22 protein-coding genes are annotated in these 25,266 nt (G+C 73.5%); 8 read left to right on the top strand and 14 right to left on the bottom strand.

Going from position 1 to position 25,266, the window contains the following annotated elements:
* Positions 1–41: 41 nt before the first annotated feature.
* Positions 42–1,250 carry an acetyl-CoA C-acetyltransferase gene (locus tag OG618_RS24185; RefSeq protein WP_329489638.1) on the bottom strand — a complete coding sequence of 403 codons (1,209 nt, stop codon included), beginning with the start codon at positions 1,248–1,250 and terminating at the stop codon, positions 42–44.
* 245 nt (positions 1,251–1,495) lie between these two features.
* Between OG618_RS24185 and mce the strand changes: the two genes are divergently transcribed.
* The 3 genes from mce to OG618_RS24170 all read left to right on the top strand — a co-directional run bounded on the left by mce (position 1,496) and on the right by OG618_RS24170 (position 8,152).
* Entirely contained in the window at positions 1,496–1,939 is a 444-nt protein-coding gene (gene mce / locus OG618_RS24180) for a methylmalonyl-CoA epimerase (RefSeq protein ID WP_329489637.1), read from the top strand.
* 526 nt (positions 1,940–2,465) lie between these two features.
* A complete protein-coding gene (locus OG618_RS24175; RefSeq protein ID WP_329489636.1) occupies positions 2,466–7,115 on the top strand; it encodes a hypothetical protein in 4,650 nt (1,549 codons plus the stop codon).
* A gap of 107 nt (positions 7,116–7,222) precedes the next feature.
* The gene (locus OG618_RS24170) at positions 7,223–8,152 is read left to right on the top strand and encodes a cellulose-binding protein (protein ID WP_218201876.1); all 930 of its coding nucleotides are present in this window, start codon (positions 7,223–7,225) and stop codon (positions 8,150–8,152) included.
* A 141-nt stretch (positions 8,153–8,293) separates the two neighbouring features.
* On the opposite strand, the gene OG618_RS24165 is transcribed toward OG618_RS24170, so the two are convergent.
* Together OG618_RS24165 and OG618_RS24160 are read right to left on the bottom strand one after the other, a co-directional pair.
* Complete coding sequence (locus tag OG618_RS24165) at positions 8,294–8,614, bottom strand: hypothetical protein (RefSeq protein WP_329489635.1); 321 nt, start codon at positions 8,612–8,614, stop codon at positions 8,294–8,296.
* Positions 8,611–9,405 carry an alpha/beta fold hydrolase gene (locus tag OG618_RS24160; protein ID WP_329489634.1) on the bottom strand — a complete coding sequence of 265 codons (795 nt, stop codon included), beginning with the start codon at positions 9,403–9,405 and terminating at the stop codon, positions 8,611–8,613. The genes OG618_RS24165 and OG618_RS24160 overlap by 4 nt, the downstream gene beginning before the upstream one ends.
* 92 nt (positions 9,406–9,497) lie before the next feature.
* On the opposite strand from OG618_RS24160, the gene OG618_RS24155 reads away from it, so the two are divergent.
* Positions 9,498–10,505: an ABC transporter ATP-binding protein gene (locus OG618_RS24155; RefSeq protein ID WP_329489633.1), complete on the top strand. Its 1,008-nt coding sequence runs from the start codon at positions 9,498–9,500 to the stop codon at positions 10,503–10,505.
* A 1-nt stretch (position 10,506) separates the two neighbouring features.
* The gene (locus OG618_RS24150; protein ID WP_329489632.1) at positions 10,507–11,274 is read left to right on the top strand and encodes an ABC transporter permease subunit; all 768 of its coding nucleotides are present in this window, start codon (positions 10,507–10,509) and stop codon (positions 11,272–11,274) included.
* A 28-nt stretch (positions 11,275–11,302) separates the two neighbouring features.
* On the opposite strand, the gene OG618_RS24145 is transcribed toward OG618_RS24150, so the two are convergent.
* The gene (locus OG618_RS24145; RefSeq protein WP_329489631.1) at positions 11,303–11,626 is read right to left on the bottom strand and encodes an ATP/GTP-binding protein; all 324 of its coding nucleotides are present in this window, start codon (positions 11,624–11,626) and stop codon (positions 11,303–11,305) included.
* A gap of 227 nt (positions 11,627–11,853) precedes the next feature.
* Between OG618_RS24145 and OG618_RS24140 the strand changes: the two genes are divergently transcribed.
* Positions 11,854–13,161 (top strand): LLM class flavin-dependent oxidoreductase, encoded by a 1,308-nt coding sequence (locus tag OG618_RS24140; protein ID WP_329489630.1) that lies wholly within the window; start codon positions 11,854–11,856, stop codon positions 13,159–13,161.
* 117 nt (positions 13,162–13,278) lie between these two features.
* On the opposite strand, the gene OG618_RS24135 is transcribed toward OG618_RS24140, so the two are convergent.
* A complete protein-coding gene (locus OG618_RS24135; protein ID WP_329489629.1) occupies positions 13,279–13,671 on the bottom strand; it encodes an SCO5389 family protein in 393 nt (130 codons plus the stop codon).
* Positions 13,672–14,157: 486 nt separating this feature from the next.
* Between OG618_RS24135 and nucS the strand changes: the two genes are divergently transcribed.
* Positions 14,158–14,817: an endonuclease NucS gene (gene nucS / locus OG618_RS24130; protein WP_329489628.1), complete on the top strand. Its 660-nt coding sequence runs from the start codon at positions 14,158–14,160 to the stop codon at positions 14,815–14,817.
* A gap of 4 nt (positions 14,818–14,821) precedes the next feature.
* Here nucS and OG618_RS24125 read toward each other — a convergent pair whose 3' ends face one another.
* From OG618_RS24125 to OG618_RS24105, 5 genes are all read right to left on the bottom strand, one after another.
* Complete coding sequence (locus tag OG618_RS24125; RefSeq protein ID WP_329489627.1) at positions 14,822–17,131, bottom strand: ATP-binding protein; 2,310 nt, start codon at positions 17,129–17,131, stop codon at positions 14,822–14,824.
* 207 nt (positions 17,132–17,338) lie between these two features.
* Positions 17,339–17,683, bottom strand: coding sequence for an STAS domain-containing protein (locus OG618_RS24120; protein ID WP_329489626.1), 345 nt, complete (start codon positions 17,681–17,683; stop codon positions 17,339–17,341).
* Between the two features lie 364 nt (positions 17,684–18,047).
* Positions 18,048–18,917, bottom strand: coding sequence for a 3-hydroxyacyl-CoA dehydrogenase family protein (locus OG618_RS24115; RefSeq protein WP_329489625.1), 870 nt, complete (start codon positions 18,915–18,917; stop codon positions 18,048–18,050).
* Between the two features lie 183 nt (positions 18,918–19,100).
* The gene (locus tag OG618_RS24110; RefSeq protein ID WP_329489624.1) at positions 19,101–19,751 is read right to left on the bottom strand and encodes a response regulator transcription factor; all 651 of its coding nucleotides are present in this window, start codon (positions 19,749–19,751) and stop codon (positions 19,101–19,103) included.
* Positions 19,748–20,959, bottom strand: a complete 1,212-nt coding sequence (locus OG618_RS24105; protein WP_329489623.1) for a sensor histidine kinase — start codon at positions 20,957–20,959, stop codon at positions 19,748–19,750. Before OG618_RS24105 ends, OG618_RS24110 begins: the two co-directional genes overlap by 4 nt.
* 158 nt (positions 20,960–21,117) lie before the next feature.
* Here OG618_RS24105 and OG618_RS24100 point away from each other — a divergent pair, with 158 nt between their 5' ends.
* Positions 21,118–21,708 carry a hypothetical protein gene (locus OG618_RS24100; RefSeq protein WP_329489622.1) on the top strand — a complete coding sequence of 197 codons (591 nt, stop codon included), beginning with the start codon at positions 21,118–21,120 and terminating at the stop codon, positions 21,706–21,708.
* A gap of 63 nt (positions 21,709–21,771) precedes the next feature.
* Here the strand turns inward: OG618_RS24100 and OG618_RS24095 are convergent, their stop codons facing one another.
* The 4 genes from OG618_RS24095 to atpD all read right to left on the bottom strand — a co-directional run bounded on the left by OG618_RS24095 (position 21,772) and on the right by atpD (position 25,264).
* On the bottom strand, positions 21,772–22,344 hold the full coding sequence (locus OG618_RS24095) for a cob(I)yrinic acid a,c-diamide adenosyltransferase (RefSeq protein WP_329489621.1): 573 nt from the start codon (positions 22,342–22,344) through the stop codon (positions 21,772–21,774).
* A gap of 255 nt (positions 22,345–22,599) precedes the next feature.
* Positions 22,600–23,100, bottom strand: coding sequence for a DUF2550 domain-containing protein (locus tag OG618_RS24090; RefSeq protein ID WP_329489620.1), 501 nt, complete (start codon positions 23,098–23,100; stop codon positions 22,600–22,602).
* A gap of 148 nt (positions 23,101–23,248) precedes the next feature.
* The gene (locus tag OG618_RS24085; RefSeq protein WP_148642910.1) at positions 23,249–23,632 is read right to left on the bottom strand and encodes a F0F1 ATP synthase subunit epsilon; all 384 of its coding nucleotides are present in this window, start codon (positions 23,630–23,632) and stop codon (positions 23,249–23,251) included.
* A gap of 186 nt (positions 23,633–23,818) precedes the next feature.
* Entirely contained in the window at positions 23,819–25,264 is a 1,446-nt protein-coding gene (atpD, locus tag OG618_RS24080; protein WP_329489619.1) for a F0F1 ATP synthase subunit beta, read from the bottom strand.
* Between the last annotated feature and the right edge of the window lie 2 nt (positions 25,265–25,266).

The raw sequence follows: 25,266 nt of genomic DNA, 5'->3' as shown, positions 1-25,266 counted from the left end.
CCGCTGGTGGCGGTCCGCAGCCCCTGAGGTAAGTCGGATGATCAGGCCTTCGCGGCCTGCTCCTTCGGGACGCGGACGATCAGCGCGTCGCCCTGGCCGCCGCCGCCGCAGAGCGCGGCCGCGCCGATGCCGCCGCCGCGCCGCTGGAGTTCCAGCGCCAGGTGCAGCACCACGCGGGCACCGGACATGCCGATCGGGTGGCCGAGCGCGATCGCGCCGCCGTTGACGTTGACGATGTCGGAGGAGACGCCCAGGTCCTTGGTCGACTGGTGGGCGACGGCCGCGAACGCCTCGTTGATCTCGATCAGGTCGAGGTCGCCGACCTCCAGGCCCTCCTTGGCCAGCGCGTGCTTGATCGCGTTGGACGGCTGCGACTGCAGCGAGTTGTCCGGGCCCGCGACGTTGCCGTGCGCGCCGATCTCGGCGATCCAGCTCAGGCCCAGCTCCTCGGCCTTGGCCTTGCTCATCACGACCACCGCGGCGGCGCCGTCGGAGATCTGCGAGGAGGTGCCGGCGGTGATCGTGCCGTCCTTGGTGAAGGCCGGGCGCAGCTTGGCCAGGCCCTCGACGGTGGTGTCCGCCCGGATGCCCTCGTCCTGGCTGAAGACCAGCGGCTCGCCCCTGCGCTGCGGGATCTCCACCGGGGCGATCTCGGCCTCGAAGACGCCGTTCTGCTGGGCCTTGGCGGCCCGCTGGTGGGACGCGGCGGCGATCTCGTCCTGGACGTCGCGCGGGATGCCCAGGCGGGTGTTGTGCTTCTCGGTGGACTCGCCCATCGGGATGTTCTCGTAGGCGTCCGTGAGGCCGTCGTGCGCCATCGCGTCCAGCAGCTCGATCGCGCCGTACTTGTAGCCCTCGCGGGACTTCGGCAGCAGGTGCGGGGCGTTGGTCATGGACTCCTGGCCGCCGGCCACCACGATGTCGAACTCGCCGGCCCGGATCAGCTGGTCGGCCAGCGCGATGGCGTCCAGGCCGGAGAGGCAGACCTTGTTGACGGTGAGCGCCGGGACGTTCATCGGGATGCCCGCCTTGACGGCGGCCTGGCGGGCCGGGATCTGGCCGGCGCCGGCCTGCAGCACCTGGCCCATGATCACGTACTGGACCTGGTCCCCCGCGACGCCGGCCCGCTCCAGGGCGGCCTTGATCGCGACGGCCCCGAGGTCGGCGCCGGAGAAGCCCTTGAGCGAACCGAGCAGGCGACCCATCGGGGTCCGCGCACCGGCAACGATCACAGAGGTGGTGTTGGTCATGGGACGAGCCCCTTCGCACGTCGTGGCCAGGTGAGGATCCCGCTCAATGTACTGACCTGCTACCCGTCCGTCACCGGACCGACGGTGTGATCGAGCGCACTGGCACGATCCAGTCAACACCGTGTCAACCCGGTCCGGGTGAACCCCGCCCGTGTGAGCAGGCTCGCACCCGGATCGCTGGCGCACCCCGGCCGCATGCGCTGCACTGTTGCCGTCCCGTAGCCCGCCCAGACCCGGAGGCCACCGTGCTCACCCGCATCGACCATATCGGCATCGCCTGCCGAGACCTCGACAAGACGGTCGAGTTCTACCGCGCCACCTACGGCTTCGAGGTGTTCCACAGCGAGGTCAACGAGGAGCAGGGGGTGCGCGAGGCCATGCTCAAGATCAACGACACCGGTGACGGCGGCGCCTCCTACCTCCAGCTGCTGGAGCCCACCCGGCCCGACTCCGCCGTCGGCAAGTGGATGGAGAAGAACGGCGAGGGCGTCCACCACATCGCGTTCGGCACCGCCGACGTGGACGGCGACTCCGAGTCCATCCGCGCCAAGGGCATCCGGGTCCTCTACGAGCAGCCCCGGATCGGCTCGATGGGCTCCCGGATCACCTTCCTGCACCCCAAGGACTGCGGCGGTGTGCTGACCGAGCTGGTCACCGCCGCAGAGCCCGGCGAGCACGACGAGCACTGACCCGCACCCGGGTGCCGTCGGGTTCCGACGGCACCCGCCGGGGGTCCGCCCAGGGCCCGCCGAGGGGCCCGCGGCCCTCATGACCCGTCAGTAATGTCGCCCGATGCCCGGAAAACCCCTACGCGGCCATTCCCCCGTGGGACGCTCCCACTACAATGCCCAGGTGCGCGAAGACTCCGGGGGACGGAGGCGACGGGCACGGCCGATGACAGGCCTGTCCGCCCAGCGGTGGACCGGCCCGTCGCAGGGGAGTCCATTACGCGGGCACGGCTGAACAGTCGCAGTTCGGATCTGTCACCATTCTCCACAAGGCAAGAGTTCGCCCAGGAGTCCACCCGGACGGGGGAACGCGGCACGACCGCGCTCCGACGCCCAGGACTTCGACAACCGTGGCGGACGCCCCCGACCAGAACAGGGGCCGTCCACCGGCTGCGGATGCAAGGACCAGTCGGACCGGGGCCCCGGACACGGGAGCCGGGGTGCGGCCGGGTCGAGGACGCGACCAGGAGATGGATGGGACCGCGGAGTGCGGGGCTACGACCGCTACGAGGTTGACGATCACCTCTCCCAGTTCGAGGCCGAGATGGATCGGACTCGCAAGGAGCGGGACAAGACCGTCGAGCATGCCGAGGACCTCGCCTACCAGGTGGAGGTGCTCCGGGCCAAGCTGCACGAGTCCCGTCGCATGCTCGCCCAGCCGCGTGCTTTCGACGCCGTCTCCGGCCAGGCCGAGCAGCTGCTCCGCACCGCCGAGATGCAGGCCCAGCAGCTGCGTGCCGACGCCGAGCGGCAGCTGCGCGACTCCCAGCAGGCCACCCAGCGCCTGATGGCCGAGGCCGCCGAGCGCACCGCCCGGCTGGAGGCCGAGCTGGCCGCCCGCCGCCGCCAGCTGGAGGACGAGCTCACCGAGCTGCGGCGCAGCGCCGAACAGCACGTCAACGAGAACGTCAACTGGGCCGAGCAGACCCGGGCCGGCACCGAGCAGGAGGCCCAGCGCCTGCTCCAGGAGGCCCGCGCCGAGGCCGAGCGGATGATGGCCGCGGCCCGCGCCGAGGCCGCCGCGCTGTCCGACCACGCCCGCGCCCAGACCGCCGCCGACGTCGACGCCGCCCGCGGTGAGGCCCAGGCCGCCGCCGAGGCCGCCCTCCACCGCGCCCAGACCGACGCCGAGCGCCTGCTGCGCGCCGCCTCAGAGCAGGCCCAGCAGGCCGGCGCCCAGGCCGCCGCCGACGTGAACGCCGCCCGCGGCGAGGCCCAGCAGCAGCTGGCCGCCGCGCACGCCGCCGCCGAACAGCAGCTCGCCGCCGCGCAGGCCGAGATCGGCCGGCTCAAGGAGCACGCCAGCGCCGAGCAGGCCCGCGCCGAGGAGGCGCTCGCCCACGCCCAGGCCGAGATCGAGCGGCTGCGCGCCGAGGCGATCGCCGAGGCCGAGCGCACCCGTCGGGAGTCCGCCGAGCTCCGCGCCCAGGCCGAGGCCGCCGCCGAGCAGCTCCAGGCCGATGCCGAGGCCGCCGCCGTCCGCAAGGTCGCCGACGGCGAGGCCGCCAGCGAGCAGCGCTCGCAGACCGCCCGCGCCGAGGTCGCCAGGATGGTCGCCCAGGCGACCAAGCAGGCCGAGGCCATCCGGGCCGAGGCCGCCACCAAGCAGGCCGAGGCGGAGGCCGCCAAGGCGGCCGCCGCCGAGGAGAGCGAACGGCTGCGCGCCACCGCCGAGTCGGTCGCCGGCCAGCTGCGGTCCGAGGCCGAGGCCGCCATCGCGGAGCTGCGCTCGCAGGCCGAGCGCGACGTCGCCGAGCTGCGGGCCCAGGCCGAGGCCGCCGCCGAGCAGCTGCGCAGCGAGGCCGAGGAGGCCGGCCGGGCGGCCGGCGCCAAGGACGCCACCGTCCACCTCGCCAAGGCCGCCAAGACGGCCGAGGAGATGCTGGGCCGGGCCAACCAGGACGCCGAGACCGCCAGGGCCGAGGCCACCACGGAGGCCGAGCGGATCCGCGCCGAGGCCGCCGCCGAGGCGGAGCGGCTGCGCGAGCAGGCGCAGGCCGCCGTCGAGCAGGCCCAGAACGCCGCCCTGGACGACGCGGCCGGCATCCGCGAGCGGGTCCGGCAGATGCAGGACGAGGCCGCCCGGCTGCGGGCCGAGGCCGAGGAGCTGCGCGCCCAGGCCGCCGCCGAGGCCGACCGGGTCCGCGGCGAGGCCCGCCGGCAGGCCGTCGTGCAGATCGAGGAGTCGGCGAAGAACGCCGAGGAGCTGCTGACCAGGGCCAAGACGGACGCGGACGAGCTGCGCGCCGGCGCGGCCGCCGAGATCGAGCGGCTGCGCGAGCAGACCAAGCAGCAGGCCGCCGAGACCCAGGGCCGCGCCGAGCAGACCCTCGACCGGGCCCGCGCCGAGGCCGAGAAGATCGTCGCCGGTGCCGAGCAGCAGGGCCAGGACGCGCTCGCCGCGGCCAAGGCCGCGGCCGCCGAGAACCGCTCCGCCGCCGAGCGTGAGACCGCCGAACTGCGCCGCGAGGCAACCGAGTTCGATCAGCGGGTGCGGGCCGGGGCGAACGCCGACGCGCAGGCCGTCCGGGCCGACGCGCAGGCCGAGGCCACCGCCGTGCTGGACGCCGCGGTCGCCGACGCCGAGCGGCTGCGCGCCGAGGCCGACGCCGAGCTGGCCCGGACCCGGGCCGAGGCCGACGCCGCCGCCGAGGCGCTGCGCGAGGAGAGCCGGCGCGAGCGCGAGGAGGCCGCCGCCGGTCTGCTCCGCGAGCGCGAGGAGACCGCCGAGCAGCTGGCCGCCGCCCGAACCGCCCGCGAGCAGGCCGAGACGGCCGCCGCCGAACTCACCGAGCGCACCGCCGCCGAGACCACCGCGCTCCGCGAAGCCGCCGAGGCCCACGCCGACCGACTCCGCACCGAAGCCGAACAGAGCGCCGCCGAACTCACCGAGCGCACCGCCGCCGAGACCACCGCGCTCCGCGAAGCCGCCGAGGCCCACGCCGACCGACTCCGCACCGAAGCCGAACGGACCGCCGCCGAACTCACCGAGCGCACCGCCGCCGAGACCACCGCGCTCCGCGAAGCCGCCGAGGCCCACGCCGACCGACTCCGCACCGAAGCCGAACGGACCGCCGCCGAACTCACCGAGTACACCGCCGCCGAGACGGCCCGTCTGCGGGCGGAGGCCGAGGAGGCGCTGGAGGCCGCCCGGGCCGCCGCCGAGCAGCGGACGGCCGAGGCCGAGGCCGCCGCTTCGGCGCTGCGCGAGCGGGCCGAGGCCGACCTGGCCCTGGCCTCCGAGCAGGCCGAGACCGTCCGGGCCGAGGCCGGCCGGGAGCTGTCCGAGGCGCGTGCCACCGCCGAGTCGATCCGCGCCGAGGCGCGGGCGGTGCTGGAGCAGGCCGGCATCGACGGCGAGAAGCTGACGGCCGCGGCCAGGACCGAGGCCGCCGAGCTGGTCGCCAACGCCGAGGACGAGGCCGCCGAGGTCCGCCAGTCGGTGGCCGGGATGCACGAGGCCGCGTCCCTGCAGATCGCCGAGCTGCGGGCCACCGCCGAGCGCGAGGCCGCCGAGGTCCGCCGGGAGGCCGAGCAGGCCGCCGCCGAACTGCGCGACACCGCCGAGCGGGAGACCACCGAGCAGCGCGCGCTGGCCGACCGGGAGACCGCCGAGCTGCGCGAGCGCACCGCCCGCGCGATCGCCGAGCAGCACGAGACCGCCGACCGGGAGACCGCCGAACAGCGGGCCCTGGCCGACCGGGAGACCGCGGACCTGCGGGCCCGGACCGCCGCCGAGACGACCGCGCTGCGCGAGCAGACCGAGCTGGAGCTGGCCGGCGAGCGCCAGGCCGCCGAGGCCGAGCTGGCCCGCCGCCGCGCCGAGGCGCAGGCCTACGACGAGCAGCTGCGCGCCGAGGCCGAGGCCGAACTGCACGCCGCCCGGGAGAACGCCGAGCAGCAGCGCGCCGCCGCCGAGGAGCGGGCCGCCGCCACGATCGCCGAGGCCGAGGAGTTCGCCGCCGCGCTGCGGGCCGAGGCCGAGGAGTACGCGCTGGCCACCCGGTCCCTCGCGGACGACTACGACGCGGACACCCACGCCCGCGCCGACGCCTTCGACGCGGAGATCCGCGAGGCCGCCGAGCATTTCGACAAGGCCACCCGCGAGCAGGCCAAGTCCGTCCTGGAGCGGGCCTTCGCCGACGCCGAGGCGCTCGGCGAGGACGCCCAGACCACCGCGCTGGCCACCACCGCCGCCGCCGAGGAGCAGGCGGACGCGATGGTCGCGGCCGCCCGCAAGGAGGCCGACCGGCTGGTCGCGGCCGGCGAGGCGGCCGGGCAGGCCGCGGTCGAGAAGGCCCGGGCCGACGCCGACGCCCTGCTCTCCGAGGCCCGCCGGGACGCCACCGCGATCCGCGAGCGCGCCGAGGAGCTGCGCGAGCGCACCGACGCCGAGGTGGAGGCCCTGCACGAGCGCGCCCGCAAGGAGAACGCGCAGGCGATGAAGTCGGCCGGCGAGCGGGTGGACGCGCTGGTGACGGCCGCCCAGGAGCAGCTGACCGAGGCCGAGGAGCAGGCGGTGGCCGCCGTCGCCGAGGCCGAGGAGCGGGCGGCGGCGCTGATCGCGGCCGCCGAGGAGCACGCCAACGAGCTGAACTCGCAGGCGTCCGCCGAGGCCAGCAAGGTCCGGATCTCGGCCGTCCGCAAGGCCGAGGGCCTGCTGAAGGAGGCCGAGACCAAGCTGGCCGACTCGACCGACCGCGCCGAGGCCCTGATCATCAAGGCCGAGGCCAAGCTGAAGTCCGCCCAGGAGGAGTCCGAGGAGCGGATCGAGACGGCGGCGGCCGAGGCGGAGAAGCGCCTGCGGACCGCCGACGAGGCCGCCGACGAGCAGATCGAGCTGGCGAAGGCGGAGGCCGAGCGGGTGCTCGCCGAGGCACGGGCCGAGGCGAAGCGGGTCACCGACGAGGGCCGGCGCGAGCTGGACGAGCTGGTGCGCCGCCGCAAGGACATCAACACCGAGATCTCCAGGGTGCAGGACGTGCTGTCCGCGCTGGAGGCGTTCGAAGCACCGTCACCGGTCGTGCAGGCAAACGGGGGAAGTACGAGCAAGAAAGACGGGGGGGCCAAGGCGGGTGCCGGAGTCGGCTCCCCCCGGTCGGGTGGCAATCGTTCCGGCAGCGCACCACCCGATTGAGCGGACATTCTCCGCAAGACAACGGCATTTCGCCGACGACACTCCGGTACCGTGTCAGGATTCCCTCAACCACCTCAGCGGTTTGACGACAGGAAGCCCAGAACCCCATGAGCGACAGTCACTCCCCTCACGGCTTCGACCTGGTGCGCCGTGGGTACGAGCGCGCCCAGGTCGACGAGCGGATCACCAAGCTGGTGGCCGACCGTGACAGTGCCCTGACCCGGATCAGCGCGCTGGAGAAGCGCATCGAGGAGCTCCACCTGGAGACCCAGACCGCGCAGGCGGCGGTCACCGAGGCGGAGCCCTCCTACGCCGGTCTCGGCGCCCGGGTCGAGAAGATCCTGCGACTCGCCGAGGAGGAGGCCAAGGACCTGCGCGACGAGGCGCACCGCGCCGCCGAGCAGCACCGCGAGCTCGCCGAGGCCGCCGCCCAGCAGGTCCGCACCGAGGCCGAGAACTACGCCAAGGACCGCAAGGCCAAGGCCGAGGACGAGGGTCTGCGGATCGTCGACAAGGCCAAGAGCGACAGCGCCCAGCTGCGCGCCGAGGCCAACAAGGACGCCCAGAACAAGCGCGAGGAGGCGGACGCCCTCTTCGAGGAGACCCGCACCAAGGCCGCCCAGGCCGCGCTGGAGTTCGAGACCAACCTGGCCAAGCGCCGCGAGCAGTCCGAGCGCGACCTGGCCGCCCGTCAGGCCAAGGCCGAGAAGCGCCTGGCCGAGATCGAGCACCGGGCCGAGCAGCTGCGCCTGGAGGCCGAGAAGCTGCGCACCGACGCCGAGCGCCGCGCCCGCCAGACGGTGGAGACGGCCCAGCGCCAGTCCGAGGACATCGTGGCCGACGCCAACGCCAAGGCCGACCGGATCCGCAGCGAGTCCGAGCGCGAGCTGGCGGCGCTCACCAACCGCCGCGACAGCATCAACGCCCAGCTGACCAACGTCCGCGAGATGCTGGCGACGCTGACCGGCGCGGCCGTGGCCGCCGCCTCGCTGCCGAACGACGACACCATGGGCGTGCCCGCCCAGCAGTCGCGCTGACGCCGCGGCAGGACGGGCCCCCACCCTTGCGGGTGGGGGCCCGTCCTGCTGTCCCCCGGCGACGGCCCCGGGACGGCTCCCTGGCGGCCCCTGGCGGCCCGGAGCGGGAAGTCGGCCGGCCCGACTCCCCACTCCCCGGGTTCACCGCGGATAGGCCCCGTCGGGCCGCTGGTGGCCACAGCTCAGCTGGTTGCCGTCGTCGTCCGAGACGGTGCCGAACCACGAGGTGCACCAGACCGAGACCGAGTCCCGCCAGTACTGCACCTCGAAGGGGTGTCCGGAGCCGTAGTCGCCGTACGAGGTGACGATGAAGGTCTCCCCCGGACGCATCCAGTAGTCCTCGCCGAGCGGCTCCAGGGTCAGTTCGAGCAGCCCCTCCCCGCGGTTGGTGACCGGTACCCGGCCGGTCACCTCCAGCGCCGAGAAGTCCCAGCCGCCGGTCTCCGCCCGCTCCTCCTTCATCGCGTCACCCGCGCCAGCAGCCCGCGCACCGCCGCGTCGAACGCCTCCGGCGCCTCCAGCGCGCTCAGGTGCCCCACGCCGGGGATGACGGTCAACTCGGCGTCGGGCCGCGCCCGCACCATCAGCTCGGCCTCTTCGAGCGGCATCAGGCCGTCCAGCTCCCCCGCCACGACGGCGGTCGGCACCCGTACCCCGGCGAGCACGTCCAGGGTCTGCGGCCGGGCCGCCATCGCCCGCTGCGCCCAGGCCACCGCCGCCGGCGACGCGGCGGCGATCATGCCCTGGACGCGGTCGACCAGGTGCCCGGAGTCCGGCCCGAGCTGGCCCGCCGCCATCCGCTCGTCGAGCAGCAGCTGGACGCTGTCCCGGGCCAGGACGGCGGCGGCGATCCGCTCGCGGTTGGCCCGGGCGGTGTCCGTGTCGGCGGTCGCCTTGGTGTTGGCCAGCAGCAGACCGGCCATCCGCCGCGGGTGGCGGCGGGCGAAGGCGAGCGCCACGTACCCGCCCATCGAGAGACCGCCGATCACCGCCCGGTCGATCCCGGCCGCGTCCAGCAGCAGGGCGACGTCGTCGGCCACCGCGTCCAGCGAGGGCTCGTCCGTGCCCAGCTCGGTACTGCCGAAGCCGCGCTGGTCGGGCGCGAGCACCCGGGCCTCGTGGCCGGTCGTCCCGGGCAGCCCGTCCAGTTGGGCGGACCACATCGAGGCATCGAGCGGGAAGGCGTGCAGGAGCACGAGGGGCATTCCGGTACCACTCTCGCGGACCGACAATGCGGAGGGGAGCTGGGTCATGCGCCCACCGTAGTTCGGTGCGCCCGGCGGGCCCACTCAGCGGGCCACCCTGTCCGGTTTGTCATAGCCTGACGGAGAGTGAGGGAGCGCGAATGATCGAGTTGCACGAACTGACCAAGCGTTACGGCAAGACGCTCGCGGTGGACCGGCTCAGCTTCCAGGTGCCGCAGGGTGTGGTCACCGGGTTCCTCGGCCCCAACGGCGCCGGCAAGTCCACCACCATGCGGATGATCCTGGACCTCGACCGGCCCTCCGGCGGCCGCGTCACCATCGACGGCAAGAGATACGGGCAGCTCAGCGAGCCGCTGAAGTACATCGGGGCACTGCTGGAGGCCAAGGCCGTCCACCCCGGCCGGACCGCCCGCGACCACCTGCTCTGGCTCGCCCAGAGCAACCGCATCCCCACCGGGCGGGTCGACGAGGTGCTCGCCCTGGTCGGCCTCACCCCGGTCGCCCGCAAGCGCGCCCGCGGCTTCTCGCTCGGCATGGGCCAGCGGCTCGGCATCGCCTCCGCCCTGCTCGGGGACCCGGAGATCGTGATGTTCGACGAGCCGGTCAACGGGCTGGACCCGGAGGGCATCCTCTGGATCCGCAACCTGATGAAGCGCCTCGCCGCCGAGGGCCGGACCGTCTTCGTCTCCTCCCACCTGATGAGCGAGATGGCCGTCACCGCCGACCACCTGGTCGTCATCGGCCGGGGCCGGCTCCTCGCCGACCTGCCGATGGCCGAGTTCATCCGGCGCAACTCCCGCACCGCCGTCCGCCTGCGCAGCCCCCAGCCCGAGCGGCTGCTGGACGTCCTGGCCGGTGCCGGGCTGCGCGGCGAACCGGGCCCGGACGGCTCCTACGAGGTGGTCGACGGCGAGCTCGCCGCGCTCGGCGACCTGGCCGCCGCCCACGGGGTGGTGCTGCACGAGCTGAGCCCCCAGCAGGCCTCGCTGGAGGAGGCCTTCATGCAGATGACCGCCGACTCGGTGGAGTACCACGCGGGGAGCGGTGAGAGCCGCGACGCGGCCGGGGCGCCCGGCACCTGGGGCGCGAACTGGCAGGGCGCGGCGGCGCAGCAGGAGCCGGCGGCCGTACAGCAGAAGGAGAACTGAGATGGCGTCCTTCCCCGCGGTGCTGCGCTCCGAGTGGACGAAGATCCGCAGTGTCCGGTCGACGGTCTGGACGCTCGCGCTGGCCTTCGTGGTCACCCTCGGTATCGGCGCCCTGCTGTCGCTGCTCACCAACAACAACTTCGAGGAGTTCCGGGGCGACGCGGACAGCCCGTTCGACGCCACCGGGACGGCCTTCTCCGGCATCATCCTCGGCGAACTGGCCATCATCGTCTTCGGCGTGCTGGCGGTCGGCAACGAGTACAGCAGCGGGATGATCAGGGTCACCCTGGCGGCCGTCCCGCAGCGCGGGACCCTGCTCACCGGCAAGATGGTGGTGCTCGGCGCGCTGGCCTTCGCGGTCTCCCTGGTCACCGCGTTCATCACGTTCTTCGTCGGCCAGGCGCTGCTCGGCGACCACTCCACCAGCCTCGGCGAGCCGCACGTGCTGCGCGCGGTGTTCGGCGCGGCGATGTACCTGACGCTGCTCTGCCTCTTCTCGGCCGGCGTCACCGCGATGCTGCACAACCAGACGCTGGCGCTGGGCGTGCTGGTGCCGTTCTTCTTCCTGCTCTCGCCGATCCTCTCGGCGGTGCCGAAGGTCAAGACGCTGGCGCACTACTTCCCCGACTACGCGGGCTCGCGGATGATGCTCGTCTACGAGCAGCACAACCAGCCGTACGGGCCGTGGGCCGGCTTCGCGATCTGCCTGGCCTGGACGGTGGCCGCGCTGGTCGGCGGCACGCTGGTGCTGAAGAACCGCGACGCCTGACCGGCTCGCCGACGCGGCCGCGGCGCCCTCAGTACCGGGGTGCGCCGCGGCCGCGCTGGATGTTCGAGGCCCGGCGGTCGCGGGCGCCCCAGCACGCCCGGTGCCAGTGCCGGCGGTCGTCCACCCCGGCCCCGTACATCGGCCACGCCACCACGTGGCCCACGCCCGGCGGGATCTCCTGGTCGCAGCCCGGGCAGCGGTAGTGCCGGCCGGCGGTGCCGGCCACCGTCTGCACCACCCACTCGTCCCCCCGGTAGCTCTCGGTGCGGCGCAGCGCGCCGCCGAGCGGGGCGGCCGGCGCCGAGTCCTCGTGATCGGCTGCGCTCTTGATCCGGTTGCGGCGGGGCGACACGTCTGGCTACCTCTCTACGGGGGCTCGTGACCGTTCCAGGTTACGGCCGGCGCGCACCCCTAGAAGCCACTATCACGGCGCCGCCCGGTGCTTCGGTGTTTCCCGTGATATCCACCCGTTCTTCTGTGAAATTCGTGGTTCGGCGTGCCATTGGCACATGACATCGGTTACTCACAAGGGGAGAGGCGGGGCCCGCAGACCCTGCGCGCACCCGAGGAGGCCCAAGGATGACCAAGACCAGCGCCCGCGCCGAGACCCGCCGACCCGTCGGAGTCCGGCCGCCCACCGTCGGCCCGGCACCCACGACCGCCGGCCCGGCCACCGCCACCGGCGCCCCCCTGCCGGCGCCCCAGCGCTCCGCCGCACGCCCCGCGGACACCGCACCGGTCAAGGTCGGTGCCTTCCTGCTCTCGGCCCAGTTCCCCGGACAGACCCACGGCGAGGCGCTGGACCGGACGGTCCGGGCCACCGTCGAGGCCGAACGGGCCGGCCTGGACAGCGTCTGGCTCGCCGAGCACCACTTCGTCCCCTACGGCGTCTGCCCGAACGCGGCCACGCTCGCCGCGATGCTGCTCGGCCGCACCCGCCGGATCGGGATCGGCACGGCGGTCAGCGTGCTCTCCACCGCGCACCCGGTGGCCCTCGGCGAGCAGGCCGCGATGCTGCACCTGGTCTCCGGCGGGCGCTTTACGCTCGGGGTGGGGCGCGGTGGTCCGTGGATCGACCTCGATGTCTTCGGCGGCGGGGTGGAGGCCTTCGAGCAGGGCTTCCCGGAGCGGCTCGACCTGCTGCTGCGCTGGCTGCGCGGCTCCCGGGTGGGCGCGGACGGCCCGCAGTTCAGCTTCCCCGAGGTGGCCGTGGTGCCGCGTGCCACCGAACCGCCCCGCCGGCCCGACCTCGGCGCCTGGCTCGGGCTCGGCGACCAGTCCGGGCTGCTGCGCTTCCCCCGCCAGCGGGTGGAGGCGGACGCGCCCGTCGACGAACTCACCGCCTCGGGGCGCCCGGTGGCCGGCCCGCCGCTGGTGGTGGCCTGCACCTCACCCGGCGGGGTCCGGCTCGCCGCCGAACGCGGCCTGCCGATGCTGCTCGGCATGCACTCCGGGGACGACGACAAGCTGCGGATGCTGGAGCTCTACCGCACCGCCTGGCTGGCCGCCGGGCGCGGCGAGGAACAGCTGCGCCGGATCGGCCGCCAGCACGTCGCGGCCGGGGTGGCGCAGGTCGACGACCGGACCTCGACGGCCCGGGCCACGCTGCTGCGCGCGATGCCCGGCTGGTTCGAGTACGGGCTCGGCGCCCACCGCACGGTGGACGGCCGGGAGCGCAAGATGCGCGACCCGCACGCGTACACCGAACTGCTCTGCGACCTGCACGCGGTGGGAACGCCGAAGCAGTGTGCCGACCGGCTGCTGGCCACCGCCGAGCGCACCGGCATCCGGCGCTTCGCCCTCCTCGCCGAGGGCAGCGGCGACCGTGAGGCCACCCTGCGGAACATCGCCCGGCTCGGCTCCGAGGTGCTGCCGCAGCTGGGCTGACGTCGCCGGGCCGCCCCTCCCCTGAGCGGAGTGGGGCGGCCCGGTGGCGGTTCCGGTGCCGCGGCGGCGGCACCGGCGTTCCCCGCACCGTCGAACCGGCACGGTCGGCCCGCGCGATCAGCAGTCCCGGAGTTCCTCGGACTGGTTGAGCAGCTGCTCCCGGACGGACGTGAAGCGATCGAACCGCGCCTCGTTGGAGTCCGACGGCAGGAACACCGCCACCCGGTGACAGTTCTGGAAGGCCAGCCGGACGCCGAAGTGGCGCTGCAGCGCACCCCGGATGGCGTCGCTGGCGAGGGCCCGGAGGAGCTGGCCGCGGGCCTGCTCGCTGGGCGGCGGAACGTGGTTGTCGGCGAAGTCGGTGCCGTCGACCTTCGCCTGGGCGACCAGCGAACTGATCAGCTCCCAGGCGTACGGCAGGGAGACGCGGACGCAGTCGACGAATTCCCGCTCGTCGACCTCGCCCCGCTCGGCCTTTTCCAGCAGGGCCGGTGAGACGTCGAGCGACATGGATTCTCCTCTCGCGGTCCACCCGCGCGGCGCCCGGGTGGTGATGCGTAGTCCAAGCTGAGGGTGAGGGTGGGCGAAACGCGCGTGATGTCCGGAACGCCGTCGGACGGCTGTTTCCGGCACCGCGCGGAGGCGGCGGCGCCGAGGCCGCGTCGGAGGACGCGTCGGGGGCACCGGCCGCTCAGGACAGCGTGGCAGCCGATCGGGGGCGAGGCCGGGGATTCCTGTGGATTGCTCCGTAAATACGCCTTGCTGCACCAGATTGGCCGGATCCTGCTGGATCGTTCACCTGAAGTCTCCGTCCCCGTTGACAGCTCCGCTGCAAGCAAGCCGTCACACACCGTAGCTGCCCGTGGGAATGGGCGCCAGAGTGCCGACAGGCATTCGCGGGATCGCCGAACTTCCATGTTCGCGGGGTTCGCGGATTCTTCACCCGGCCGTCGCGGAATCGCATCAACTGGCCCCGGTGGGCTAGCGTGGTCGACCGTGCGTCTCGTAATTGCCCGCTGCTCAGTCGACTATGCCGGTCGGCTCTCCGCCCATCTGCCCTCCGCCACCAGGCTCATCCTGGTCAAGGCCGACGGCAGCGTCAGCATCCACGCCGACGACCGCGCCTACAAGCCGCTCAACTGGATGTCCCCGCCGTGCACCCTCAAGGTGGGCGACGGGGTCTGGACAGTGATCAACAAGGCCGGCGAGAAGCTCATCATCACGCTGGAGGAGGTGCTCCACGACTCCTCCCACGAACTCGGGGTGGACCCCGGCCTGATCAAGGACGGTGTCGAAGCACACCTCCAGGAGCTGCTGGCCGACCGGATGGAGGTGCTCGGCGCCGGCTGGTCGCTCATCCGCCGCGAGTACCCGACCGCGATCGGCCCGGTCGACATCCTCTGCCGCGACTCCGACGGCACGACCGTCGCCGTCGAGATCAAGCGCCGCGGCGAGATCGACGGCGTCGAGCAGCTCACCCGCTACCTGGAGCTGCTCAACCGCGACCCGCTGCTCGCCCCGGTGAAGGGCGTGTTCGCCGCGCAGGAGATCAAGCCGCAGGCCCGCGTCCTCGCCACCGACCGCGGCATCGGCTGCGTGGTGCTCGACTACGACGGGCTGCGCGGCATCGACGACGACAAGCTCAAGCTGTTCTGACCGATCAGCCCGGTGTGACCGTGCCGGTCGCCGTCGGCGAAGGGGTCCCGGGCGTGCTCGGCGCGGTGGTCGGGGAGCCCGGGGTCGACGGAGCGGTCGTCGGGGGCGTCGTGCCCGGACCGGAACTGGTCGGCACCGAGGGCGGGACGGTCGGCTGAACCGGCGGCGGCACGGACGGGACCACCGGCGGTTGCGACTGGCCCGGGGACGGCGACTGCGAGCCGGTCGCGGTCGGCGACTTGCTCGGCTTCTTCGACGCCGACCCGGACGCCGAGGGCGAGTGCGAAGTCCCGCCGCCCGCCGACGACTCCGGGCCCGCCGGGTCCTGCGCGGGCGGGGTCTGCGGGCCCTGCGAGCCCGACGCGTCGTCGGACAGCGTCGGTTCGGGGCTCAGGCTCGGCCGGGGCGCCGGCCGCCCCGCCGGCAGGCCGGTGCCGTCGTCCGTACTGCTGAGCGGGTCGTTGCCGCGGTGCTCGTCCGGCCCGGTGACGCTCAGCCCGACCGCCGTCCCCAGCACGCCGAGCGCGAGGACGGCCGCCGAGGCGGCGATCACCGTGCGCCGGGTGCCGCCGGCCGTGCCGGGGGTGGTCTTGAACCGCCACGGCACCTGCGCGATGGCCCGGATGACGGGACGTCGGACGGGCGCCGGGGCGGTCGTCGCCGCGGCGGGCAGCTGCCGGCCGTCGGCGCGCAGCAGATCGAGCATCCGGCGGGCGCCGGCGGCCCCGCGCGGCTCGCCGAGCGCGGCCCGCAGGGTGAGGGCGGACTCCAGTTCGGCGACGGCCCGCCCGGGCTCCCGGACGCAGATCGCGTAGACGCCCAACTCGTGGTGGAACCAGGCCTCGTCGGCCCGGGAGCCGGTGTTGCGGGCGGCCTCCAGGCCGAGCAGCAGGGCGCGCTCCCAGGCGCCCCAGCGCAGCGCCAGGGCCAGCGCGGGGCCGGCCGCCCGGGCCAGCCGCAGGACGGCCGCGTGCCGGCCGGCGGCCCGGTCGGCCAGCAGCACCCCGATCACCACCTCCGCCTCGGCGGCGATCTGCTCCGTGGAGACCGAGCTGTGCCCGAGCCACCAGGCGAAGTGCTGGGCGGCGCCGTCGACGCTGCGGCGGGCCGGCCAGTGCGGGGCGAGCAGGTCCAGCGCGCCCGCGGTGAGCCGGTGGTGGCCGCCGATGGACACCGCCAGCCCGGCGTCGGCGAGTTCGTGCAGCGCGCTCTCGCCCTGGCCGACGTCGATCAGCGCGGGCAGGTGCGGCGCGGTCGGGCACTCACCGCCGAGCGCCACCGCGAGCCTCAGCACGGCCTGGGCCGGCTCGCTGAGGCCCTCGGCGAGCCGGACTGCGGGCGAGGCGCTCTCGGCCACCGACGGCAGCGGGACGGCCCCGCGCAGCTCGCTCTCACGGACCGCCGGGTCGGGGTGCCGGTCGGGCTCCTCGACCGCGCCGAAGACGTCCAGCCGGTCCTCCTCCGCGGCGACCAGCGCGTCCACGGCGACGTCCCGCTGACGCAGCAGCGCGGCGGCCTGGACGAAGCGCAGCGGCAGCCCCTCGGACTCGAACCAGAGGTCGACCGCCCAGGCCTTCTCGGCCGCGTCCAGGGGCCGGCCGGCCAGCCGGGCGGCGAGCGCGAGACAGGCGGACCGGGAGAGCCCGGCCACCAGGTGGTCCCGCAGCCGGGAGTCGGCGGACAGCGGCGGGCTGTCGGGCGCGACGGATATCAGGAAGGCGCAGTCGGGGGCGGCGGCGAGCACCCGCTCCAGCTCCGCGCCGGCCGGTTCGACCTCGTCGACGACCACGACCGCGCCGACCTGCGCGAGGTGCTCGGCGAGCTGCCCCGGGTCGGGCCGGAAGCCGGGGGCCTGGTGGGTGGCGGCGAAGAGGTCCTGGAGCAGGTCGTCGCCGGTGCGGCGATGACCGCAGAGCTGGACGACGCCGCCGGGCGCGAGGTCGCCCGCCGCCTCGGCGACCGCCGAGAGCAGGGCGCTGCGACCCGAGCCGGCCTGGCCGACCAGGCGTATCGAACGCCCTTCGGCGAGCAGGCCGAGCAGGTGGGCGATGTCGGCCTCGCGGTCGAGCAGCGGCAGGTCGGCCGGGCCGGCACCGAGGGCGAGCGGTCCGACCGCGCGGCCGGGGCCGCCGACCGGTCCGCGGGCGGGTTCGGTGCGCCCGATCCGGCGCGGGCGGGGCCGCCACTCCTCGGGGCAGGGCCGGACCTCGGACCCCTCCGGGGTGCCGACGGTCACCAGCAGGGCCCCGGAGACCAGCTCACCGCCCCGGGTGCGGACGGCTTCCTGCCGGAACTCACCGGATGGCTGTCCCACGATCTGCTCCGCCCCTGGTCGGCCGACGACTCGGTACGGCCGTTCCGGACCGGGGGCGCGCCCCTGCCTCCGGCCGGGGGGACCCCCACCCCGCCGGGGCGGGAAGGAGCCGGTCCTGTCCCCGGCGGCCGTCTTCTGACGGCAGACTCTTGCACATCCGGTCCGGACCGCGCAGGGCGGTCCCTCCCCGGAGGGCGCGCGGGAGCCCTAGAGCACCGGGCCGAGGGCGGGCAGCGTGGCACCGTAGGGCTCGGGGACGACACCCTCGACGGCGAGGATGCGGTGCAGCCGGGTGGCCACCAGCAGGCGCTGGAGCTGCGCCGGGACGGAGCGCAGCACCAGCCGGCGGCCGATCCGGCCGGCCCGGCGGTGGGTCCCCATGATCACACCGAGGCCGGTGGCGTCCCAGAACTCCAGCCGGGTGAGGTCCAGTACGAGGTCGCCCCGACCGCCGTCGACGGCCTGGTGCAGCCGGACCCGCGCGTCGGCGGCGGTGCGCACGTCGAGGCGGCCCTCGATGGCCAGCGCCGTCTGGTCGCCCGTGATGCGCATGGTCTCCTCCTCCGCCTGGCGGTCACTGGTACGGGTCGTTCCGCCCCGGCCGCGCGGGCCCGGATCGGGTGTCCACCGGGCGGGCGTGGAGCCCCGCGCCCGGGCCGGCCGCAGCATCGTCGGCGTGGGCCGGGTCCCCCTCATCTGACGGTGAACCAGGTCCGCAGGTTGCTGGTTCCGGCCAGATCTGAAGCAACTTCACTCGTCCGAGGGAATATACGCAGGAAGTCTCCACACCTACGCTCGATTACCGCCCAAATCACCCGTCTGCGGCACCCGGCGTGAGGAAACTCACCCGCCCCCGGCGAGGTGGGCCGTACGGTGCTGCGACCGCACGGCCCGGTCGGTCAGCGGCCCCGGCGGGTCACTTGGCCGGGTACGGGTAGAAGCCCTGCCCGCTCTTGCGGCCCAGGTCACCGGCGGTGACCATGCGGGCCATGATCTCCGGCGCGGCGAACTTCTCGTCCTTGGTCTCGGCGTAGATGTTCCGGGCGGCGTGCAGCAGGATGTCGACGCCGGTCAGGTCGGCGGTCTCCAGCGGGCCCATGGCGTGTCCGAAACCGAGCCGGCAGGCGGTGTCGATGTCCTCGGCGCTGGCGACGCCCGACTCGTACAGCTTGGCGGCCTCGACCACCAGCGCCATGATCAGGCGGGTGGTGACGAAGCCGGCCACGTCGCGGTTGACCACCACGACCTCCTTGCCGACCCCCTCGGCGAAGGCGCGCGCGGTGGCGAGCGTCCCGTCGCTGGTCTTGTAGCCGCGCACCAGCTCCACCAGGCGCATCAGCGGCACCGGCGAGAAGAAGTGCACGCCGACGACCGACTCGGGGCGCCCGGTGGCGGCGGCGATCCGGGTGATCGGGATGGCCGAGGTGTTGGAGGCCAGGACCGCGCCGTCCTTGGCGAGCTTGTCGAGCTCCTTGAAGACGGCTTCCTTGACGTCCAACTGCTCGAAGACCGCCTCGACCACGATGTCGGCCTCGGCCACCGCGCCCAGGTCCGTCGTGGTGGTGATCCGGCCGAGCGCCGCCTCGGCGTCCTCGGCGGTCAGCCGGCCCTTGGCGACGAACTTCTCGTACGAGGCCCGGATACCGGCCACACCGCGCTGCAGCGCGGCCTCGGTGACGTCCCGCAGCACCACCGGGTGTCCGGCCTGGGCGGAGACCTGGGCGATACCGGCACCCATCAGGCCGGCACCGATCACGGCGATCTGCTTGCTGGACGCGTTGCTCATGGCTGGGTCTCCCGGATGCCGTCGCCGCCCTGCGGGCGGGCCCTGAAGGCGGCTCAGCGCAGGGGTCACCCGCTCATGAGCCGCGCCGCTCATGCGCCGGACTCTAATGCCCTTCCGCCCGCCGTGGTGTCATCCGGGAGTGTGATCTGCGACTGACCTGGCCCGATACCGGAAGGCCGTCGTTCAGATCGTCAGACCGAGGTCCTGCGCGAGGATCGCCGCCTGCACCCGGCTGCGCATCCGCAGCTTGGCGAGGATCCGGCTGACGTGCGTCTTGGTGGTCGCCTCGGCCATCTCCAGCCGCTCGGCGATCTCGCCGTTCGACATCCCCGCGCCGATGCAGGCCAGCACCTCCCGCTCGCGCGGGGTGAGCCCCGACACCGACTCCCGCGTCTCGGGTCCGACCGCGCGGCCGGGGCGGGCGAAGGTGCCGATCAGCCGCCTGGTCACCGAGGGCGCCAACATGCCGTCCCCGCGCGCCACCGTGCGGATGCCCTCGACCAGGGTGTCCGCCTCCAGGTCCTTCAGCAGGAAGCCGGCCGCGCCGGCCCGCAGCGCGCCGTAGACGTACTCGTCCAGGTCGAAGGTGGTCAGCACCAGCACCTGGGCGGCCCCCGCGGCCACCACCCGGCCGGTCGCCGAGACGCCGTCCAGCCGGGGCATCTGCACGTCCATCAGGACGACGTCGGGCCGCAGTTCCAGGGCCAGCCGCACCGCCTCCTCGCCGTCCGCGGCCTCCCCGACCACCTCCAGGTCCGGCTCCGCCCGCAGGATCATCACCAGCGCCGCCCGGACGGCCGCCTGGTCCTCGGCCACCAGCACCCGAATCGTCATGCCCGCCGCTCCCCTTCCACCGCCACCGGCTCCCGCGGCAGCACCGCCCGTACTGTCCAGCGGTCCCCGACCGGACCGGCCTCGAAGCTGCCACCGAGCAGCCCGGCCCGTTCCCGCATGCCCACCATCCCCGCCCGGGCGCCGGGCAGCTCCCGGCCCACGTCGGTGCGGTACGGGCTGTCCACGGTGATCCGCAGCTCCTGCGAAAGGTACTCCAGCAGGACGTGCACCCGGCCCGGGCCGGCGTGCTTGAGCGCGTTGGTGAGCGACTCCTGCACGATCCGGTACGCCGCCAGCCCGACCGGCACCGCCGGCTCCCCGCGCTCGCCGTGCTCCGCGAGCTCGAACTCCAGCCCCACGGCCCGCCCGGCGTCCCCGGCCTTGGCCAGCAGCGCGTCCACCGCACCCAGGTCGGGCGCGGCGTACGACGCGTCGGCCTCGCCGCCGCCGTTGTCGCGCAGCAGCCCGATCATGCGGCGCATTTCGGCCAATCCCTGCACGCTGTTCTCCCGGATCACCCCCAGCGCCGCCACCAGCGGATCCTCCGCCGTCCGGTGCTGGCGCCGGGCCACCGACTGGGCGCCGGTGGCGTGGATCGCGATGGCCGACAGGTGGTTGGCCACCACGTCGTGCAACTCCCTCGCCATCCGCGCCCGTTCGGCGACCACCGCCTCGCGCCGGTCCATCTCGGAGAGCAGCGCGGTCTGCTCGGCGCGCAGCCGCTGGCTCTCCGCCTCCTCGCGGTGCCTGCGCACCAGGTCCCCGGTCCACACCGGTCCGAGGAAGATCAGCGAGGTGAGCACCACGACGGCCAGCGCCGTCGGGGCGTCGCTGTACAGGAAGGACAGGCTGCTCAGGACGAGCACCGAGGCGGCGCCGGACAGGTGCAGGACGCGGGACATCCGCGGGCGCCCGTAGACCACCGCCGCGTAGAGCAGGTCGGTGTACATGATGGTGGTCGCGATCAGCGCACCGCTGAAGATGCTCGCCGCGAAGACCGCCCCGCCGAGCGTCACCGTCAGGATCGGGCGGGTGCGCCGGAACAGCTCCAGCGCGGCCGTGACCAGCAGCGGCGGCAGCACCAGCCAGCGCGGCACGGCCGAGGAGTGGTCGTAGACCTTGGACGCGATCAGCACCAGCCCGCCGACCAGCCCGAAGAGGGCGATCGCCCGGTCCTCCTGCCACGGGGTGAGTGTCGGTCTGCGCACTCCCCCATCAGATCATCCCCGGCCGGCCCCCGGCTCCGGTCCAGGGAGGAGCCGCCGTACATCGAAAGGTGCAGGCCCGGTTCGGCATCGGCGACGACGACGGGGGCGCCCCGGGCGGCAAGGCTGGGGGGGTACCGCCGAGAAGTCCGGGAGTCACCATGATCGTCACCCTCGTCATCGGGGCCGAGGTCGCCTTCTGGGTGCTCCTCGCCCTCGGGCTCGCCACCCGCTACCTGCTGCGGCTGCGCGGGGTGAGCACCGCGCTGCTGGTCGGCCTGCCGGTGGTGGACCTCACGCTCTTCGTGCTCACCGTGCTCGACCTGCGCGGCGGCGCCACCGCGAGCTGGACGCACGCGCTGGCCGCGAGCTACGCGGGCTTCTCGATCGGCTTCGGGCCGTCCCTGGTCCGCTGGGCCGACCGGCACTTCCAGTACCGCTTCGCCGGCGGCCCCAAGCCCAAGGGCGCCCCCAAGTACGGGCCCGCGCGGACCCGCCACGAGTGGGAGTTCTGCCGCCGCACCGTGGTCTCGGCCGCCATCACCCTGGCGCTGATCACCGCGCTCGTCCCGCTCTCCGACGGCGCCGCCGACTTCGGCACCTTCACCGGCTGGTACCTGCGGCTGGGCATGGCGGCCGGGATCAACGTGATCGTGGCCGGCTGCTACTCGCTCTGGCCCAAGGAGGCGCCGGCCGGCGCGATCGTCGAGGACGGGCACGTGGTCGGCTGGAAGATCCCCCAGCAGCAGTAGCGGCCCGCCGCCGGACGCCCCACCGCCCCGCCGACCGGCGGGGCGGTCGGCGGGGCGGTCGGCTCAGCGGTTCTCGCCCGGCACCCAGAGCACGTCGCCACGCTCCTTGTTGGCCGCCCGGGCCAGGATGAACAGCAGGTCGGACAGCCGGTTGAGGTACTTGGCGGTCAGCGGGTTCACGGTGTCCCCGTGCTCCTCGATCGCCGCCCAGGTGGCCCGCTCGGCCCGCCGCACCACCGTGCAGGCCAGGTGCAGGTGGGCCGCGCCGACGGTGCCGCCGGGGAGGATGAAGCTGCGCAGCTTCTCCAGCGACTCCAGGTAGTGGTCGCAGTCCGACTCCAGCTTGTCGATGTAGGACTGCAGCACCCGCAGCGGCGGGTACTTCGGGTCCTCCACCACCGGGGTGGCCAGGTCCGCGCCGACGTCGAAGAGGTCGTTCTGCACCCGGACGAGCACCGCGGTGACGTCCTCGGCGAGGCCTCCGGCGGCGATCGCCACGCCGATCGCGGCGTTGGCCTCGTTGGTGTCGGCGTACGCGATCAGGCGCGGGTCGGTCTTGGTCGTGCGGCTCATGTCACCGAGCGCGGTGGTGCCGTCGTCGCCGGTACGGGTGTAGATGCGCGTCAGATTGACCATGCCGCCCAGCCTAGCGAGCCGGGTTAGGCCGCGTTAACCCCCGGCCCGAGGGTCTCGTCGCTACGCGACATTCACCCTCCCCCAGCCTCCGGCCGGGAGGTGCCCCCAACCCGAGGGTCTCGTCGCTACGCGACATTCACCCTCCCCCAGCCTCCGGCCGGGAGGTGCCCCCAACCCGAGCGTGTCGTCGCTACGCGACATTCACCCTCCCCCAGCCTCCGGCCGGGAGGTGCCCCCAACCCGAGGGTCTCGTCGCTACGCGACATTCACCCTCTGCCCGGGCGGGGCGGCTTCGAGCCAGGCGAGGAAGCCGGTCAGGGCGTCGTCGCTCATCGCCAGCTCCAGCGGGGCGCCGTTGTGCAGGCAGCGGAGCACGACCGAGCCGGAGAGCAGCGCCAGCTCCTCCTGGCCCTCGGGGTAGCGCCGGCCGAGCACCTCGATCTCCCGGCGGGGGAGCACCCGGCGCGGGCGCGGGGCGTACGAGAAGACCCGGAACCACTCGATCGAGTCACCGCTGTAGCGCCCGATACCAAAAACCCACCCCTTGCCATCGGTCTGGGGGACCGGGGCCGAGGTGGGTTTGCCGTTCTCGTCGAGGTCGGGCTGCGTCGAGGCGTCGGCGGGCATTTTGAGCCGGTAACTGCAATCGAACGTTCCGCCGACCCGCTGGATCACACGGCGCCGTACCGCGAATGCCACCAGGCCGATCACGCCCAGCGCAACGACCGCCGCGCACACCACAAGGGCGAGGACCATGCTCACCTACCTCCTCGCTACCCGCGTTCCCCGTATCGGTCGTATCAGGCGACCGCGTTGACCTACCAACTGAGACGACAGTCCCGGGGTCACGCTCACGCGTCCCCGGGACCGTCGGTCGACCCCGCTAAGCGAGGGTCCGGCGCACTCAGGCGTGGGCCTTGAGACCGCGCGCCGCGAACAGACGCACCTCGGCGCGTCGCTCGGCGTGCTCGTCCAGGTCCGACTGTGCCTTCTCCAGTGCACGCTCGGCGCGCGCGACGTCGATCTCGTCCGCCAGCTCGGCGATCTCCGCGAGCAGAGACAGCTTGTTGTCGGCGAAGGAGATGAAGCCGCCGTGCACAGCGGCGATCACGGTGCCGCCGTCCACGGTGCGGATGGTGACCGGACCGGTCTCCAGCACGCTCAGCACCGGGGTGTGCCCCGGCATGATGCCGGTGTCACCGGAGGCCGTACGGGCGACGACGATGGTGGCCGCACCGGACCACACCTTGCGGTCGGCTGCGACCAGCTCGACGTGCAGCTCAGCCAACGTGGGCTCCTAGGCTCATGCAACCCCCGATTACTCGGGAGTTTCGGTAAGAATAACGGGCCCGCGCCCCCGGCATGAAACCGGCGGCACGGATTTGACCGGAATCACAGCCGGTGCGACGTGAGGGGTGGGTCCCAGGGCTGGGGCCCACCCCTCACGATCACACTCGGCTGCTACCGGACGCGACTACTTCTTCGCGAGCTCGGCGGCGTTCTTCTCGAGGTCCTCGATGCCACCGCACATGAAGAAGGCCTGCTCGGGGACGGAGTCGTACTTGCCGTCCGCGATCGCGTTGAAGGCCTCGATGGTCTCCGACAGCGGCACGGTCGAACCGTCGACGCCGGTGAACTGCTTCGCCACGTAGGTGTTCTGCGAGAGGAAGCGCTCGATGCGACGGGCACGGTGGACCGTGATCTTGTCCTCCTCCGACAGCTCGTCCATACCGAGGATGGCGATGATGTCCTGGAGGTCCTTGTACTTCTGCAGGATCCCCTTGATACGGATGGCCGTCTCGTAGTGGGTCTGCGCGATGTACCGCGGGTCGAGGATGCGGGACGTGGAGTCCAGCGGGTCGACGGCCGGGTAGATGCCCTTCTCCGAGATCGGGCGCGACAGAACGGTCGTCGCGTCCAGGTGGGCGAAGGTGGTGGCCGGGGCCGGGTCGGTCAGGTCGTCCGCGGGGACGTAGATCGCCTGCATCGAGGTGATCGAGTGACCGCGGGTCGAGGTGATGCGCTCCTGGAGGAGGCCCATCTCGTCGGCCAGGTTCGGCTGGTAACCCACCGCGGAGGGCATCCGGCCGAGCAGGGTCGACACCTCGGAACCGGCCTGGGTGAACCGGAAGATGTTGTCGATGAAGAGGAGCACGTCCTGCTTCTCGACGTCACGGAAGTACTCCGCCATGGTCAGCGCGGAGAGCGCGACGCGAAGACGGGTGCCCGGCGGCTCGTCCATCTGGCCGAAGACCAGCGCGGTCTTGTCCAGAACGCCCGAGTCCACCATCTCGTGGATGAGGTCGTTGCCCTCACGAGTGCGCTCGCCGACGCCGGCGAAGACCGACACACCACCGAAGTTCTCGGCGACGCGGTAGATCATCTCCTGGATCAGAACGGTCTTGCCGACACCGGCACCACCGAACAGACCGATCTTGCCACCGGTGACGTACGGGGTGAGCAGGTCGATGACCTTGATGCCGGTCTCGAACATCTCGGTCTTGGACTCGAGGTCCTTGAAGGCCGGCGCCTTGCGGTGGATCGGCCAGCGGACCTTGACCTCGGCCTCGAACTCGGCCTTGTCGACGTTCAGCACCTCACCGAGGGCGTTGAAGACCTTGCCCTTGGTGATCTGGCCGACCGGCACCGAGATGGCGGAGCCGGTGTCGGAGACCTGCGCGCCACGGACCAGGCCGTCGGTCGGCTGCATCGAGATGCCGCGGACCATGCCGTCGCCGAGGTGCTGCGCGACCTCAAGGGTCAGGACCTTCTTGCCCGAGCCGTCGGGGTTGTCCACCTCGACGTGCAGGGCGTTGAACATCTCCGGAATCGCGTCGACGGGGAACTCCACGTCGACGACCGGGCCGATGACCCGCGCGACGCGGCCCGTCGCCGTGGTCGGCTCAACAGTGGTGGTCATTC

This window comes from Kitasatospora sp. NBC_01246 (genome assembly GCF_036226505.1).
In the GTDB taxonomy this organism is placed as follows: Bacteria; Actinomycetota; Actinomycetes; order Streptomycetales; family Streptomycetaceae; genus Kitasatospora.
Note: the sequence above shows the minus strand (reverse complement) of the source record. Positions and strands in the feature narration are given on the sequence as shown.